A 13,982-nucleotide genomic window follows, 5' to 3' on the forward strand; every position below is an offset into this window, starting at 1 on the left:
CACACTTTAAAACTATATCAATATTTCCAATTTTCCATATCTTCTCTCAGTTCCTTTCTTATTGGTCGTTTCTGGTTGGCGCCGGGGCGCCGGCTCCGGGTCGCGACCCGGAGCCGGCGCGGGAGCTACAGCGTACGGAGGTGGAAGCCGCCGTCGACGTCGATGACCTGCCCCGTGCTGAACGGGAGCAGGTCGGTGGCGACCGCGACCACCGCCCGACCCACGTCGTCGGGCTGGCCCCAGCGGCGGATCGGCGTCAGCCCCTGGTTGAAGATCAGATCGTCGTACCGGGCCTTCACACCGCCGGTCATGTCGGTCTCGATGATGCCCGGCCGGATCTCGTACACGTTGATCCCGTGTTCGGCGAGGCGGGCCGCGTAGAGCTGGGCGGTCATCGCCAGTCCGGCCTTGCTGACGCAGTAGTCGCCACGGTTCACGCTGGCCGCGTACGCGCTGACCGACGAGACGATGACGATCTTCGGATTGGTGACGATCCCGGCCGCCTGCTGCTCGATCATGACCCGGGCGGCGAGCTGGGTCAGGAAGTACGGCCCCTTGAGATTGATCTCGATCAGCCGGTCGAAGGACTCCTCCTCCGCCTCCAGCAGGTCGGCCCGTACGTTCGGCGCCACTCCCGCGTTGCTCACCAGCAGGTCGAGCCGGCCGAAGGTGTTGACGGTCTCGTCGACCAGGTGCTGCCGGTCGGCCCGCTGGGAGACGTCGGCCCGTACCGGAAGGGCCCGTCCTCCGCGCGCCTCGACCTCCTTGGCGACCTCGCGGGCGGCGTCGGCGTTGCTCGCGTAGTTGACCACCACGTCGTAGCCGGCGCCGGCCAGCGAGAGCACGATGCCGCGTCCGATGCCCCGGGAGCCACCGGTGACGATCGCGACCGGCCGCGGGCTCATCGGGCCGCCCCGACCGGCGTCGCGATCGACGGTACGGAGCCCGCCACCGGCCCGAAGAAGGTGTAGTACGGCTCGTCCCGGGCCACCCGCTGGACGTAGAGGGCCAGCTCGCGGGCGTGGTAGTCACCCCACATGCTGGACTCCCCGTTCGGCACCCGCTGCCCGGCCGGTACGTGGTCCCAACCGTTCGGCCGGTGGTAGACCGAGTGCAGGATCAGTCCCTGGTGCCGGGCGTCGGTGCTCAGGTACGGCTCGTCGAAGAGGGTGTCGCAGACGGTCAGCCCGGCCTGCCAGTAGCGCTGCCCCTCGACCACCCGCCCGACCGAGGTGAGGTAGCGGCCGAGCCGGAGCAGCCCCTGGGCGCCGATCGCCGCCGCCGACGAGTCCACCGGCTCGTGCGCGTTGTACGGGTCCGCCGGGTGGTCCAGGTAGTCGCCCATCCGGGCCAGTCCCGGCGCGCCGGTGTCCCAGTACGGGATCCCGTCGACCGGGGTGTGGGCCAGGTAGAAGTCACAGGTGGCAATGGCGGCCCGGAGCAGCGTCGCCTCGACCTCGGCCCGCCCGCCGTACGGTTCGAACGCCTCGTCCGGCAGGACGGCGAGGAACTCGAGCTGCTCGGGGAAGCCGAGCATGGCCCAGGCCAGCCCCCGGGTCCAGGTGCTGAACGGGGAGTAGCCCTGCTGGGTGCTCGGGCACCGGTAGCTGCCGTCGTTGACGTTGAAGATCGACTCGTGTGCGGTACGACCGGAGATGTCGTAACTGTCCCGGCCGTCGCCGTAGAAGACGTTCCACCTGGCGGTGTTGGTCGCGTGCTCGACCAGCCGGCCGAGCAGCGAGATCCGCTCGTCCCGCTCGCCCATCAGGACGTGCCCGAGCAGGTGCGACACGCCCAGCGCCCGGCAGGACCGGATGGTGTCGACGAAGAGCGACTGCGGACCGTTGAAGGAGTAGATGTAGCCGGTGCCGTCGGCGGTGTCCCGCCACCGGGCCGCCTGCACCGCGCCGGTGAGCTTCAACGCCAGCTCGTAGAAGTGCCGCTCGCCCCGGTCGTCCGGGATCCGCCCCTCGTTCATCAGCCGCCACAGGTTGCCGTACGTGCTGACGTTGTTGAACCCGTGATCGTGTACGCCGATGTGGCTGACGTGACTGGCCATCACCGCCACGGTCTGCTCGCGGCCGACGTCGAGGAACCGCTGTTCGCCGGTGGCGTCGTACTGCAACAGCGCGGAGCCGTACTGGAAGCCCTGGGTCCACTCGGTCCAGCCCCGGGCGGTGTACCGGCCCTCGACGGTGAACACCGGCGACGGCGAACCCGCGGGGCAACTCTGCTCGATCGAATCGATCTTCTCGGCCGACAGCGCCCAGAGACGTTCGATCTTGGGGATCAGCCGCCCGGGGGTCAGCTCCTCGTCGCTCCTCATCATGGTGGCAAGCATAGGAAAGCGCTTGCCCAAAACCTAGACCCACTCCCCACCCGCCCGAAACGCCCCATCTGAGTCGCGCGCAAACGTAGAGAAAGAGTGCCTACACCAGCCGGAACAGGCACTCTTTCTCTACGTTTGTGGCCCGGTCGCCCCCGGGCGACGGAGTTAGACGGAGAAGGTGGGGGGGAGTTCCGTGGCGGGGGGGGGTGGGGTGGCCTTCCAGAGTTTGGTCTTCTGGGCGGCCAGGCGGGCCAGGTAGGCCGGGTTCAGGACCAGGTAGCGCTGCCACAGGCGCCTCGGCTCCAGACCGAGTCGCCACAGCCACTCCAGCCCGGCCCGCTGCATCCACGGGGGCGGCTTGCGGAGCAGTCCGGCGTGGTAGTCGAAGGCGGCACCGACGGCGAGCAGGGGCATGTCCAGCAGGGGACGCATCGCGTACGCGAAGACCTCCTGGCGGGGGCAGCCGAGCCCGACCAGGACGACCCTGGCCCCCGAGGCGCGGATCCGGTCGGCGATCTCGTTCTCCTCGTGCGGCCGGACCTGGCGGAACTTGGACGGCTCCACCCCGGCGAACTTCAGCGCCGGGAAGCGCTGCTCCAGCGCCGGCACCAGCCGGGCCAGGGTCGACTCGGTCGAGCCGTACAGGTAGACAGGTAGGCCGGCGTCGGCGGCGCGGGACAGGACGTGCAGCGTGAGGGTCGGGCCGTAGACACGTTCGGCCAGCCGGGCCCCGTGCAGCAGGTTGAGCGCCCAGCGGACGGGCTGGCCGTCCGGCGTGACCACGTCGAACGAGTTGAGCCTGGCGTTGTGCGGCGGATCCAGCACGCCGGTCATCACACCGTGTACGGCCAACGCGGTCAGCGCGAACGGCCTTCGCTCGCGTGCGGCGGAGATCACCTCGGTTGCCGCGGCGTCGTAGTCGATCACGTCCACCAGTACGCCGAGCACGTTCCGCTTACCCTCGGAGATCATCGCGTTCCCTCGCTGCGCCCACGGCGCCGTGATCCCCGTGACTGAGCTGACTCATGGCGCTGGCGCCTTCGCGTACCTGTTCATGGTGCGGCCTGAACGCGTGCCGTCATGCCTGCGGTATCCACTTGTCCACGTTGGCTTCGTAGATCTCCTGCAGGATCATCGGCACGTCGTAGATCTGCTTCCAGTCCGGGTAGTGGGCCTGGAACGACGCGTTGGAACCAATCCACCACTGGTGGTCACCGACCCGGTTCTCGTCCCGGTATTCGGTGATCATCGCCTGGCCGGAGATCTGCTCGGCCAGCGCGAACGCCTCCAGGTGGGAGCAGTTCGAGTGGCGTCCGCCACCGAGGTTGTAGACCGCCGCCGAACGCGGGTTGCGGAAGAACGCCTCGAACGCGTTCACCACGTCGTGGCTGTGGATCGCGTCCCGCACCATCTTGCCTTTGTACCCGAAGATCTTGTACGTCCGGCGTTCCATGTTGCAGCGCATCACGTACCCGAGGAAGCCGTGCAGCTCGGTGGCGGAGTGCGCCGGGCCGGTGAGCGTGCCGCCCCGGAAGCAGGCGGTACGCATGTCGAAGTAGCGGCCGTACTCCTGCACCATCACGTCGGCGGCAACCTTGGAGGCGCCGAAGACGGAGTGCAGGGTGCCGTCGATCGACATGTCCTCCTTGATCCCGTCCGCGTACGGGTGCCCGGGGTCGATCTCCCAGCGGGTCTCCTGCTCGATCAACGGCAGGCTGTTCGGCCGGTCGCCGTAGACCTTGTTGGTCGAGCAGTGGATGAACGCCGCCTCCGGGCAGTTCTCGCGCACGTTCTGGAGCACGTTCAGGGTGCCGCCGGCGTTCACGTCGAAGTCCGTGAACGGGTCGCGTACCGCCCAGTCGTGGGACGGCTGCGCCGCCGTGTGGATCACCACAGAGATCTCGCGGCCGTAGCGGCGGAAGATCTCCGCCAGCGCGTCCCGGTCGCGAATGTCGGCGTCCCGATGGGTGTACGCCGCGCCGAGGTCGCTGGTCAGCCGCAGTACGTTCCACGCGGTCGAGGCCTCGGCGCCGAAGAACTGCCGACGCATGTCGTTGTCGATGCCCACTACGTCGAGACCCAGTCCGGCGAAGTGCCGGACCGCCTCAGATCCGATCAGACCACCTGATCCGGTCACCAGCGCGACACTCACACGACACTCCAGGATCCTCGGCAACCGGAAACCATCGGAGCATAACGCGGCACCGACCTGGCTCGGGCATTCGTGCCCGGACATGAGTGAAGGGCCCCGCGTGAACGCGGAGCCCTTCGTGTTGGTGGGGAAGGGGGGAGTTGAACCCCCACGCCCTTTCGGGCACACGGACCTGAACCGTGCGCGTCTGCCATTCCGCCACTCCCCCGTGCGCGATGACCCGGACAGATTGCTCTGCCCCGGCTCGTGCATGGGCCCAACCAACTTCAGGTTATCCCAGCCAGTTCTTCAACCGACGCCGGGACATATTACGCTGTTCGTACTGCGACCGTGGGCGTTACCGCTTGCGGCGCATGGAACACTAGCACGAGGACTCCGGCCCCCCAGTACGGGCCGGCAGCAGACGGCCGAGCGGCATGCGAGCCGCATGTGCGGCGGCCGGATACCATCATGTCCTCGGGACCCGAGGAGGAGCCGGTGAGCGTGCTGCAACGCTTCGAGAAGCGTCTGGAAGGCCTGGTCGAGGGGGCCTTCGCGAAGGTGTTCAAGGGGGTCGTCCACCCAGTGGAGATCCTCAACGCGATGCAGCGGGAGGCAGAGGCGCACAAGGCGATCCTGGCTGGTGGGCGCACTCTCGTGCCCAACCGCTACGTGATCGATCTCTCGCCGTACGACCACAGTCGGCTCGCGCCGTACGCCGCCGCACTGGCCCAGGAGCTGGCCCAGTCGCAGGCCGAGTTCATCGGCGAGCAGGCCTGGACGGTCTACGGCGACGTGATCGTCGAGATCGAGCGCGGCGACGGGCTGGACACCGGCATGTTCCGGGTCACGGCCGAGGTCTACACCGGCGGCGATGTCGCGCCGGTGCAGCAGCAGTCGTACGACCAGCCCGGACAGGGCGGCTACCCGCCGTACGAGCAGCAGGGTGGTGGTGGCTACGGCCCGCCGCCCGGCCACGGTGGCGGTCGCAACGTGCGACTGGTCTCCGGCGACGGGCGCAGCTACCCGCTGCAGATGGGTTCGACCGTGATCGGTCGGGGCGACCAGGCCAACCTGCGTCTGCCCGACGTCGGCATCTCCCGCCGACACGCCCGGCTCGACTTCGACGGCGCCCAGGTGGTGCTGACCGATCTCGGCTCGACCAACGGGACGATGGTCAACGGCCAACGGGTCTCGGCGGTGGCGCTCAACCCAGGCGACATGGTCCAGCTCGGGACGACCACCCTCACGTTCCGAGTGGACGGCTAAAAACTTGGCGCCCTTCGTCATCACCGTCGCCCGGTTCGGGTTCATCGTCCTGCTGTGGATCTTCGTCTTCACCGTGGTGGGGGTGATCCGTCGAGACCTCTTCGCGGGCGCCCGGTCCAGTCGTCTGGTAGCGGCGCCACGGGGGGTCGGCGCGGTGACCGGGCAGGGCAAGCCGGCGAAGGTGAAGCGCGGCAGGGCGGCCCACCAGCTCGTCGTCACCGCCGGTCAGCTGGCCGGCACCAGGATCACCCTCGGCGAGGGGCAGATCACCATCGGCCGTGCGGAGGACTCCACCCTGGTGATTACCGACGACTATGCCTCGGCCCGACACGCCCGACTGGTGCCCCGCTCCGGCCAGTGGTTCGTCGAAGACCTCGGCTCGACTAACGGCACATACCTCGACCGCGCTAAGGTCACCGGACCAACCCCCGTCCCCCTCGGCGTGCCGATCCGGATCGGCCGCACTTCTCTCGAGTTACGGCCATGACTCTGACCCTGCGCTATGCGGCCCACAGCGACCGCGGTCTGATCCGAGACGGAAACCAGGACTCCGTCTACGCCGGTCCGCGGCTACTCGCCGTGGCGGACGGCATGGGCGGCATGGCCGCCGGTGACGTCGCCAGCAACATTGTCATCGGTGCGATGGCGCCGCTCGACGAGGACGTCCCCGGGGACGCTCTGGTCGACGCGCTGCGCTCCGCCGTCGATACCGCCAACCAGCAACTCCGCGACACGGTGGACGCCAACCCGCACCTGGAGGGTATGGGCACCACCCTGACCGCGACGCTGTTCTCGGGCAGCAAGATCGGCATGGTGCACATCGGCGACTCCCGCGCGTACCTGTTGCGCGACGGTGAGTTCGGCCAGATCACCAAGGACGACACCTACGTACAGATGCTCGTCGACGAGGGCCGGATCACCCTGGAGGAGGCGAGCAGCCACCCGCAGCGGTCGCTGCTCACCCGGGCCCTCGACGGACGCGACATCGACCCGGAATACTCCGTCCGGCAGGTGCTCCCCGGTGATCGCTATCTGATCTGCAGCGACGGTCTCTCCGGCGTGGTGAGCGCCGAGACCATCGGGCAGACGCTGCGCGAGTACACCGACCCGCAGAAGTGTGTGGAGCGGCTGGTCCAGCTCGCCCTGCGCGGTGGCGGCCCGGACAACATCACCGTGGTCATCGCCGACGCGACCGACCAGGACATTCTCGAAGCCACACCGATCGTGGGCGGTGCCGCCGCCCGTGACCGGGGCATGGCGACGTCTGCCGACGACTCGACCCCGGCCGCCCGTGCCTCGGCGCTCACCCCGCCGCGCCCGGCCACTCCTGAGCCGGCGAACGCCTCCGGAAACGACGACGACTCCGAGCGGCCCCGCCGCCGGCCGCTGCGTACGGCGGTGCAGTTGATCGTCCTGGCCGGCATCCTCGGCGGCGGTCTCTGGGGCGGTTGGACCTACAGCCAGCGGCAGTTCTACGTCGGCGCCACGGAGAGCGGGCAGCTTGCCGTCTTCCGGGGCGTGCCGGGTCAGATCGCCGGGCTGGACCTCTCCAGCGTGCACGCGACCAGCCGGGCCAAGCTCGACGACCTGACGAACGCCGCCCAGGAGCAGGTCAAGCAGGGGATCCAGGCCGACGACGAGCCGGACGCGGAGCGACTGCTCTCCGAGCTGACGCTCGACGAGCCGGGCAACCCGAACCTGAAGCCGACCTGTCCGCCGAGCCCTTCCCCGTCGGCGGACGTCACGGCGAGCCCGACCGCGCCGGTCGCACCACCCCCGGGCACGCCGACACCGAACGGCGTCACCCCCACCCCGACGTTGCCGGGGGTCGGGCTCAGCCCGACCGCACCCGCCGTACCGTCCGACTCCGCCAGTCCCGACCCGTTCCCGTCCGACACGCTTCCGCCGGCCACCCCCGACCCGGCGGGATGCCGGTCGCCCGAGTGACCGTGAGATCGAACGATCCGAGGGACTTATCGTGACTGCCCCAGCCGGACCGCCACCAGCGCCCGCAGTCACGGGTGAGATGCCGCGCGTCCGGGACACCAAGTCCCGGCGCAACGCCGAACTGGCGCTACTCCTGCTGGCGATGGCGCTGGTGGCGGTGTACGCGGCCACCGTCGAGGCGAACGTGCTCGACACCGTCACGCTGGACTTCTGGGTGCCGACCGCGGCCCTGACCGCGGTCTTCCTCGGTCTGCACGTGGTGATCCGTTACCTCGCGCCGCACGCCGATCCGGCCCTGGTGCCGGCGGTCGCCCTGCTCAACGGGCTCGGCGTGGGCTTCCTGCGCCGCCTCGACCTGGCCGAGGCGAAGCCGGAGGCACGCGCCGACTTCCCGATCTTCGCGGGCACCGGGGGCCGGCAACTGGCCTGGACCCTGGCCGCGGTGATCCTCGCGGCCGGACTGCTGATCCTGGTCCGCGACCACCGGGCGATCTCGCGGTACGCGTACACGCTCGGCCTCGCCGGCATCGTGCTGGTGATGCTGCCGGCGGTGCTGCCGCGGAGCATGTCGGAGATCAACGGCGCCAAGCTCTGGATCATGATCGGCGGGTTCTCCATCCAGCCCGGCGAGTTCGCCAAGTTGGCCCTGCTGGTCTTCTTCGCCTATTACCTGGTCCGCAAGCGAGAAGTGCTGTCGCTGGCGAGCCGTCGGTTCCTCGGCGTCGACTTCCCCCGTGGCCGCGACCTCGGGCCGGTGATCGGGGTCTGGCTGGTCAGCCTGATGGTCCTGATCTTCGAGAAGGACCTCGGCACCTCGCTGCTCTACTTCGGCATGTTCGTGGTGACGCTCTACATCGCCACCGAGCGGGTCAGTTGGCTCATCATCGGTCTAGTGCTCTTCTTCGGCGGGGCGTTCCTGGCGTACTTCCTGGGCAGCGCGGTCGGCGGCCCGTTCGCGAACTTCTACCTGCGGGCCGAGATCTGGCTGCACCCGTTCGACGATCCGTACCGCGACGGTTATCAACTCGTACAGGGCTTACTCGGGCTCGGTACCGGAGGTCTGTTCGGCGCCGGGCCGGGCGGCGGTCAGCCGACCGAGGTGCCCGAGGTGCACAACGACTTCATCTTCGCCGGCATGGGTGAGGAGATCGGCCTGTTCGGGCTCACCGCCCTGCTGGTGATCTACCTGCTCATCGTCGAACGCGGGCTGCGGGCCGCGCTGGCCGTACGCGACTCGTTCGGCAAACTGCTCGCCGGTGGCCTCGCGTTCACCCTCGGGCTCCAGGTCTTCGTGATCGTCGGCGGGATCAGCAAGCTCATTCCGCTCACCGGCCAGACCACCCCGTTCCTCTCCGCCGGTGGCTCCTCACTGATGGCGAACTGGCTGCTGGTGGCGCTGCTGTTGCGGATCTCCGACGCGGCCCGGCGGCCGGTGGACAGTTCCACGCCGGGGCGTCCGGCGGGCGGGTCCGGGACACCCCCGGCCCAACTGCACGGTGCCACAACGGAGGTGATTCGCCCGTGAACGCACCACTGCGCAAGGTCGGCGTGGTCGTCATGGTCCTGTTCGGCCTGCTCTTCGTGAACCTCAACTGGGTGCAGGGCTACAAGGCCGACGAATACCGCACCAGCGACTACAACGGTCGGGTCCAGGTCGCCCAGTACGACCGCAAGCGCGGCAACATCGAAGCCGGCGGTACGGCTCTGGCCAGCAGCAAGGAGACCACCGGCAAGCTGAAGTTCCTGCGCTCGTACGTCGACGGGCCGATGTACGCGCACGTGCTCGGCTACCAGCCGGTCAACATCGGTCCGACCGGCATCGAGCGGAGCGAGAACGACTTCCTCAACGGCACCAGCGACCAGCTTTTCGGTGACCGGGTCCGGGACCTCTTCACCGGCGACCAGACGGCCGGCGGCAACGTCCTGCTGAGCCTGTCCCGCCGGGCACAGCAGACCGCGTTCGACGAGATGACGAAGAACAAGGTCGGTGCGGTCAGGGGTGGCGCCATCGCGATCAACCCGAGCACCGGTGCGGTGCAGGCGCTCGTCTCCATGCCCAGCTTCGACCCGAACACGCTCGCCACCCACGACACCGAGGCGGCGAACGTCGAGTACCAGAAGCTGGAGAACGACCCGAACGGGCCGCTGCGCAACCGCGCTCTCTCCGAGACCCAGCCGCCCGGCTCGACCTTCAAGGTGATCGACGCCGCCGCCGCGCTGGAGGCCGGGTACAAGCAGGACACCAAGATCCCGGCCACCTCCAGTTACACCGCGCCGACCTCTGGTACCGAGATCCGCAACGCCGCGCCGAGCATCTGCCCGGAGGCCGAGGTCACCCTGATCGACGCGCTCACCGAGTCGTGCAACACCGGCTTCGCGCGACTCGGTGTGCAGCTCGGCGCAGACAAGATCAAGGAGACCGCGCGGAACTTCGGCTTCGAGGACGAGGACCTCACCGTCGGCCGGCTCGACGAGAACGGGATCGCCACCGCGGCCAGCCGTACCGGGGACATCAAGAACCCGGACGGCGGGGACGACCCGGCCGCCCTGGCGCAGTCCGCGATCGGCCAGAACAACGTACGGATGACCCCGCTGGAAGGCGCGATGATCGCCGCCGCGGTGGCGAACAACGGCAAGCAGATGCGGCCGTACCTGGTGCAGCAGCTCCTCGGCCCGGACCGGACCACCGACTACTACACCGCCGACCCGCGCGAGCTGCGCCAGTCGGTCAGCCCCCAGGTGGCCAGCGACCTGCGGGACATGATGTTCAGCGTGGTCACGAACGGCACCGGCAAGCCGGCCCGGATCAGCGGCTACCAGGTCGGTGGCAAGACCGGCACCGCCCAGTCCGACGCGAACACCCAGGACCACGGCTGGTTCATCGGGTTCGTGATGAAGGACGGCAAGCCGATCTCCGCCGTGGCGGTCCTGCTGGAGGCCGCCGGCAGCGGTGGCAGCGGCGAGGCGGCCCGGATCGCCGGCAAGATCATGCAGGCGGTCATCCAGGACGGGGGAGGCAAGTAATGCTCAGCCCCGGAGTGCTGCTCGGCAACCGTTACCGCCTGGACGAGCGGATCGCCGGCGGCGGCATGGGTGACGTCTGGCGCGGTACGGACGAGGTGCTCGGCCGTACCGTCGCGGTGAAGATCCTGCTGCCGGCACTGCTCGACGAGCCCGGCTTCGCCGAGCGGTTCCGGGGCGAGGCCCGGACCATGGCGACGATCAACCACCCCGGTGTGGTGGACGTCTACGACTACGGCAGCGACCAGCAGATCGCCTTCCTGGTCATGGAGTACGTTGAGGGCGACGCGCTCTCCACGACGCTCGGCCGGGTCGGCCGGCTCACCCCGGCGCGGACGATGGCGCTGATGGCGCAGGCCGCCGACGCGTTGCACGCCGCGCACGAGAAGGGCATCGTGCACCGCGACGTCAAGCCGGGCAACCTGCTGGTACGCCCGAACGGCACGCTGGTCCTCACCGACTTCGGTATCGCCCGGTCCGCACTGGTCGGGCAGCTCACCGCGGCCGGATCCGTACTCGGGACGGCGTCCTACATCTCCCCGGAGCAGGCGACCGGGTCCACCGCGTCGCCCGCCTCGGACGTCTACGCCCTCGGCGTGGTGGCGTACCAGTGCCTCTCCGGGCGGCGCCCGTTCGAGGGCGAGAACCCGCTCGACATCGCCATGCAGCACGTACGGGACACGCCCCGGCCACTGCCGGCGGACATCCCGCCGGCCGTACGGGCGATCGTCGAACGGTCGATGGCCAAGGACCCGGCGGCCCGGTGGCCCACGGCGGCCACTCTGGCCGCGGTGGCCCGGCAGGCCGCCACTCCGGCGCCCCCGATGCGCCCGCCGGTGCACCCCGCGCCCCCGCAGCCGAACCGGGCCGCCGCGCATCCCGCCCCGCCGGCCCCGGCGCAGCCCGGTCGCCCGACGGGGTACCCCGGATCGGTACCGCCGGGTTCGCCGGTTGCCGGCCCCGTCTCCGGTGCGCCCCCGGTGGCGCCCGGCGGGACCAGGGTCGGCCCGTCCTATCCGCCGCCGTCCGCCGCCGCGGCTGCTTCGGTGCCGAACCGTCCGGGTTCACCGGCCGGCCCGACCCAGCAGCCGGCGGGTTACCACCGTGGCGCGGCTGCGGTGCCGGCCCCCCGACCCCGCCAGGAACCCAGTTACGCTCCGCCACCGGCGGCCGTGGCGTCCCGCCCGCAGCCGCCGTCGCCCGCCAACCGGTCCCTGCTGGTGGCGCTCGCGCTGGTGTTGGGGCTGACAGTGCTGATCTGCTCCGGCGTGATCTCCTACTGGGTGACGAAGAGCAACAACAACGCCGAGAGCCAAGGCTTGCGGACAGTGACGTCCAGCTCGCAGAGAGTCAACGAACGCGACGTTTCGCAATATGCGCCGTACCGTCGGATAGAGCGGTACGGGTACGGCGCCCGGATGACCCAGATGAGCGAAGGACGACAGACGCGATGACTGCGCAGGCCCGCCTGCTGGGTGGCAGGTATCAGGTCGGCGAGCTGCTCGGCTACGGCGGCATGGCCGAGGTGCACCGGGGGCGCGATCTCCGGCTCGGCCGGGACGTCGCGATCAAGATGCTGCGTACGGACCTCGCCCGGGACGCCACCTTCCAGATGCGCTTCCGTCGGGAGGCGCAGAACGCCGCGTCCCTCAACCACCCGGCGATCGTCGCCGTCTACGACACCGGCGAGGAGATCGCCCCCACCGGCGAGACGCTCCCGTTCATCGTCATGGAGTTCGTCAACGGGCGCACCCTCAAGGAGGTGCTCGCCGCCGAGGGGCGGTTGATGCCCCGCCGCGCCCTGGAGATCTCCGCCGACATCTGCGCCGCCCTGGAGTTCAGCCACCGGCACGGGATCATCCACCGGGACATCAAGCCCGGCAACGTGATGCTCACCCTGAACGGCCAGGTCAAGGTCATGGACTTCGGCATCGCGCGGGCCCTGGCCAGCGGTGCCACCACGATGACGCAGACCAGCGCCGTCATCGGAACCGCCCAGTACCTCTCGCCCGAGCAGGCCCGTGGCGAGCCGGTGGACGCCCGGTCGGACGTCTACGCGGCCGGGTGCGTGATCTTCGAGCTGCTCTGCGGCCACCCCCCGTTCGTCGGGGACAGCCCGGTCAGCGTCGCTTACCAGCACGTACGGGAGGACCCGCCGGCACCGAGCGACATCAACCGGGACGTCACCCCGCCGATCGACGCGATCGTGCTCAAGGCGCTCTCCAAGAACCCGCTCAACCGTTACCAGAGTGCCGGCGAGATGCGTGCCGACCTGCTCCGGGCAGCGGCGGGGCGCCCGGTGATGGCCACCCCGGTGCTGCGCGAGGACGAGACCACCGCCCTGCCGCCGGCCGGCGCCGTACGCCCCGGTGGTGGCGGCAACCGACCGGCACCGGCCCGGGTCGGTGACCCCCGCAACCGCCGCGCCTCCGCCTGGGTGCTCGCCACCCTCAGCGGGCTCGGTGTCCTCGCGGTGATCGCGCTGGTCGCCGCCCTGCTGATCAACAACGCCGACAAGCCGACCACGGTCCAGGTGCAGGGGGTGGTCGGGCAGACGGAGGCAGCCGCCGTCGCCGCACTCCAGAAGCAGGGCTTCAAGACCACGGTCGGCGCGCAGGAGTTCAACGACACCTGCGAGAAGGACACGGTCGCCTCGCAGGATCCGGCCGCCGGGCAGCCGGCCGAGGCGAACACCACGATCACGCTGCGGCTCTGCGGCGGCCCGGAGGCGGTGAAGGTCCCGGCGAACCAGGTCGGCAACCCGTACGCCAACGTCGAGGCCGCGTTGAAGCAGGCCGGCCTGGTTCCCGAGCGCAAGAACGTGTCGAGCGAACAGCAAGAGGGCACGGTGCTGAAGCTCACCCCGGGCTCCGACGCCTCGGTGCAGAAGGGCTCGAAGGTCGTCGTCGAGGTCGCCACCGGCAACCTCAGGACGGTGCCGGAGGTGCGGGGCGAGACCAGGGAAGACGCCGAGAACACGCTGGACAACCTCGGTTTCGACGTGAAGGTCATCGACGGCAACAAGGTCGCGCCACAGGACGCGGGCCGGGTGGAGAAGCAGAGCATCCCCGAGGGGCAGAAGAAGCCGGTCGGCACCCAGATCGTGCTGACCGTCACCGTCCCCCGGCAGGAGCCGACCGCGAACCCGACCACCCCGACGCCGACTCCGACGGGCACCGGTGGTGCCGGTGCCGGCGGCGGTGGCGGGGTGCCGGTCAGCCCGAGCACGACCCCGAGCGCGCGGCCAACCAGAAGCGGGATCCGCTAGGAGACCCCGAGCGGTAC

At 69.7% G+C, this 13,982-nt stretch carries 11 protein-coding genes and 1 tRNA gene; 7 read left to right on the top strand and 5 right to left on the bottom strand.

Annotation, left to right across the window (positions count from 1 at the left end):
• Positions 1 to 125: 125 nt before the first annotated feature.
• The 5 genes from ACWEFB_RS08155 to ACWEFB_RS08175 all read right to left on the bottom strand — a co-directional run bounded on the left by ACWEFB_RS08155 (position 126) and on the right by ACWEFB_RS08175 (position 4,689).
• Complete coding sequence (locus ACWEFB_RS08155; protein WP_452283470.1) at positions 126 to 905, bottom strand: 3-ketoacyl-ACP reductase; 780 nt, start codon at positions 903 to 905, stop codon at positions 126 to 128.
• Positions 902 to 2,329, bottom strand: a complete 1,428-nt coding sequence (locus ACWEFB_RS08160) for a hypothetical protein (RefSeq protein WP_326561943.1) — start codon at positions 2,327 to 2,329, stop codon at positions 902 to 904. Before ACWEFB_RS08160 ends, ACWEFB_RS08155 begins: the two co-directional genes overlap by 4 nt.
• Before the next feature lie 165 nt (positions 2,330 to 2,494).
• Entirely contained in the window at positions 2,495 to 3,301 is an 807-nt protein-coding gene (locus ACWEFB_RS08165; RefSeq protein WP_452283472.1) for a WecB/TagA/CpsF family glycosyltransferase, read from the bottom strand.
• Positions 3,302 to 3,407: 106 nt separating this feature from the next.
• Positions 3,408 to 4,481 (bottom strand): NAD-dependent epimerase/dehydratase family protein, encoded by a 1,074-nt coding sequence (locus ACWEFB_RS08170; protein WP_452283474.1) that lies wholly within the window; start codon positions 4,479 to 4,481, stop codon positions 3,408 to 3,410.
• Positions 4,482 to 4,603: 122 nt separating this feature from the next.
• A tRNA-Leu gene (locus tag ACWEFB_RS08175) sits at positions 4,604 to 4,689 on the bottom strand.
• A gap of 242 nt (positions 4,690 to 4,931) precedes the next feature.
• Between ACWEFB_RS08175 and ACWEFB_RS08180 the strand changes: the two genes are divergently transcribed.
• The 7 genes from ACWEFB_RS08180 to pknB all read left to right on the top strand — a co-directional run bounded on the left by ACWEFB_RS08180 (position 4,932) and on the right by pknB (position 13,965).
• A complete protein-coding gene (locus ACWEFB_RS08180; RefSeq protein WP_452283476.1) occupies positions 4,932 to 5,729 on the top strand; it encodes an FhaA domain-containing protein in 798 nt (265 codons plus the stop codon).
• A gap of 4 nt (positions 5,730 to 5,733) precedes the next feature.
• The gene (locus ACWEFB_RS08185) at positions 5,734 to 6,216 is read left to right on the top strand and encodes an FHA domain-containing protein FhaB/FipA (protein WP_326561947.1); all 483 of its coding nucleotides are present in this window, start codon (positions 5,734 to 5,736) and stop codon (positions 6,214 to 6,216) included.
• Positions 6,213 to 7,676, top strand: a complete 1,464-nt coding sequence (locus ACWEFB_RS08190) for a PP2C family protein-serine/threonine phosphatase (protein ID WP_452283479.1) — start codon at positions 6,213 to 6,215, stop codon at positions 7,674 to 7,676. The genes ACWEFB_RS08185 and ACWEFB_RS08190 overlap by 4 nt, the downstream gene beginning before the upstream one ends.
• 79 nt (positions 7,677 to 7,755) lie before the next feature.
• Positions 7,756 to 9,201: an FtsW/RodA/SpoVE family cell cycle protein gene (locus ACWEFB_RS08195; RefSeq protein ID WP_452284038.1), complete on the top strand. Its 1,446-nt coding sequence runs from the start codon at positions 7,756 to 7,758 to the stop codon at positions 9,199 to 9,201.
• Positions 9,198 to 10,700 (top strand): peptidoglycan D,D-transpeptidase FtsI family protein, encoded by a 1,503-nt coding sequence (locus ACWEFB_RS08200; RefSeq protein WP_452283481.1) that lies wholly within the window; start codon positions 9,198 to 9,200, stop codon positions 10,698 to 10,700. Before ACWEFB_RS08195 ends, ACWEFB_RS08200 begins: the two co-directional genes overlap by 4 nt.
• Complete coding sequence (locus tag ACWEFB_RS08205) at positions 10,700 to 12,151, top strand: protein kinase domain-containing protein (protein ID WP_452283483.1); 1,452 nt, start codon at positions 10,700 to 10,702, stop codon at positions 12,149 to 12,151. The genes ACWEFB_RS08200 and ACWEFB_RS08205 overlap by 1 nt, the downstream gene beginning before the upstream one ends.
• On the top strand, positions 12,148 to 13,965 hold the full coding sequence (pknB, locus tag ACWEFB_RS08210) for a Stk1 family PASTA domain-containing Ser/Thr kinase (protein ID WP_452283485.1): 1,818 nt from the start codon (positions 12,148 to 12,150) through the stop codon (positions 13,963 to 13,965). The genes ACWEFB_RS08205 and pknB overlap by 4 nt, the downstream gene beginning before the upstream one ends.
• Positions 13,966 to 13,982: the final 17 nt, after the last annotated feature.

The organism is Micromonospora sp. NPDC004704 (genome assembly GCF_053601675.1).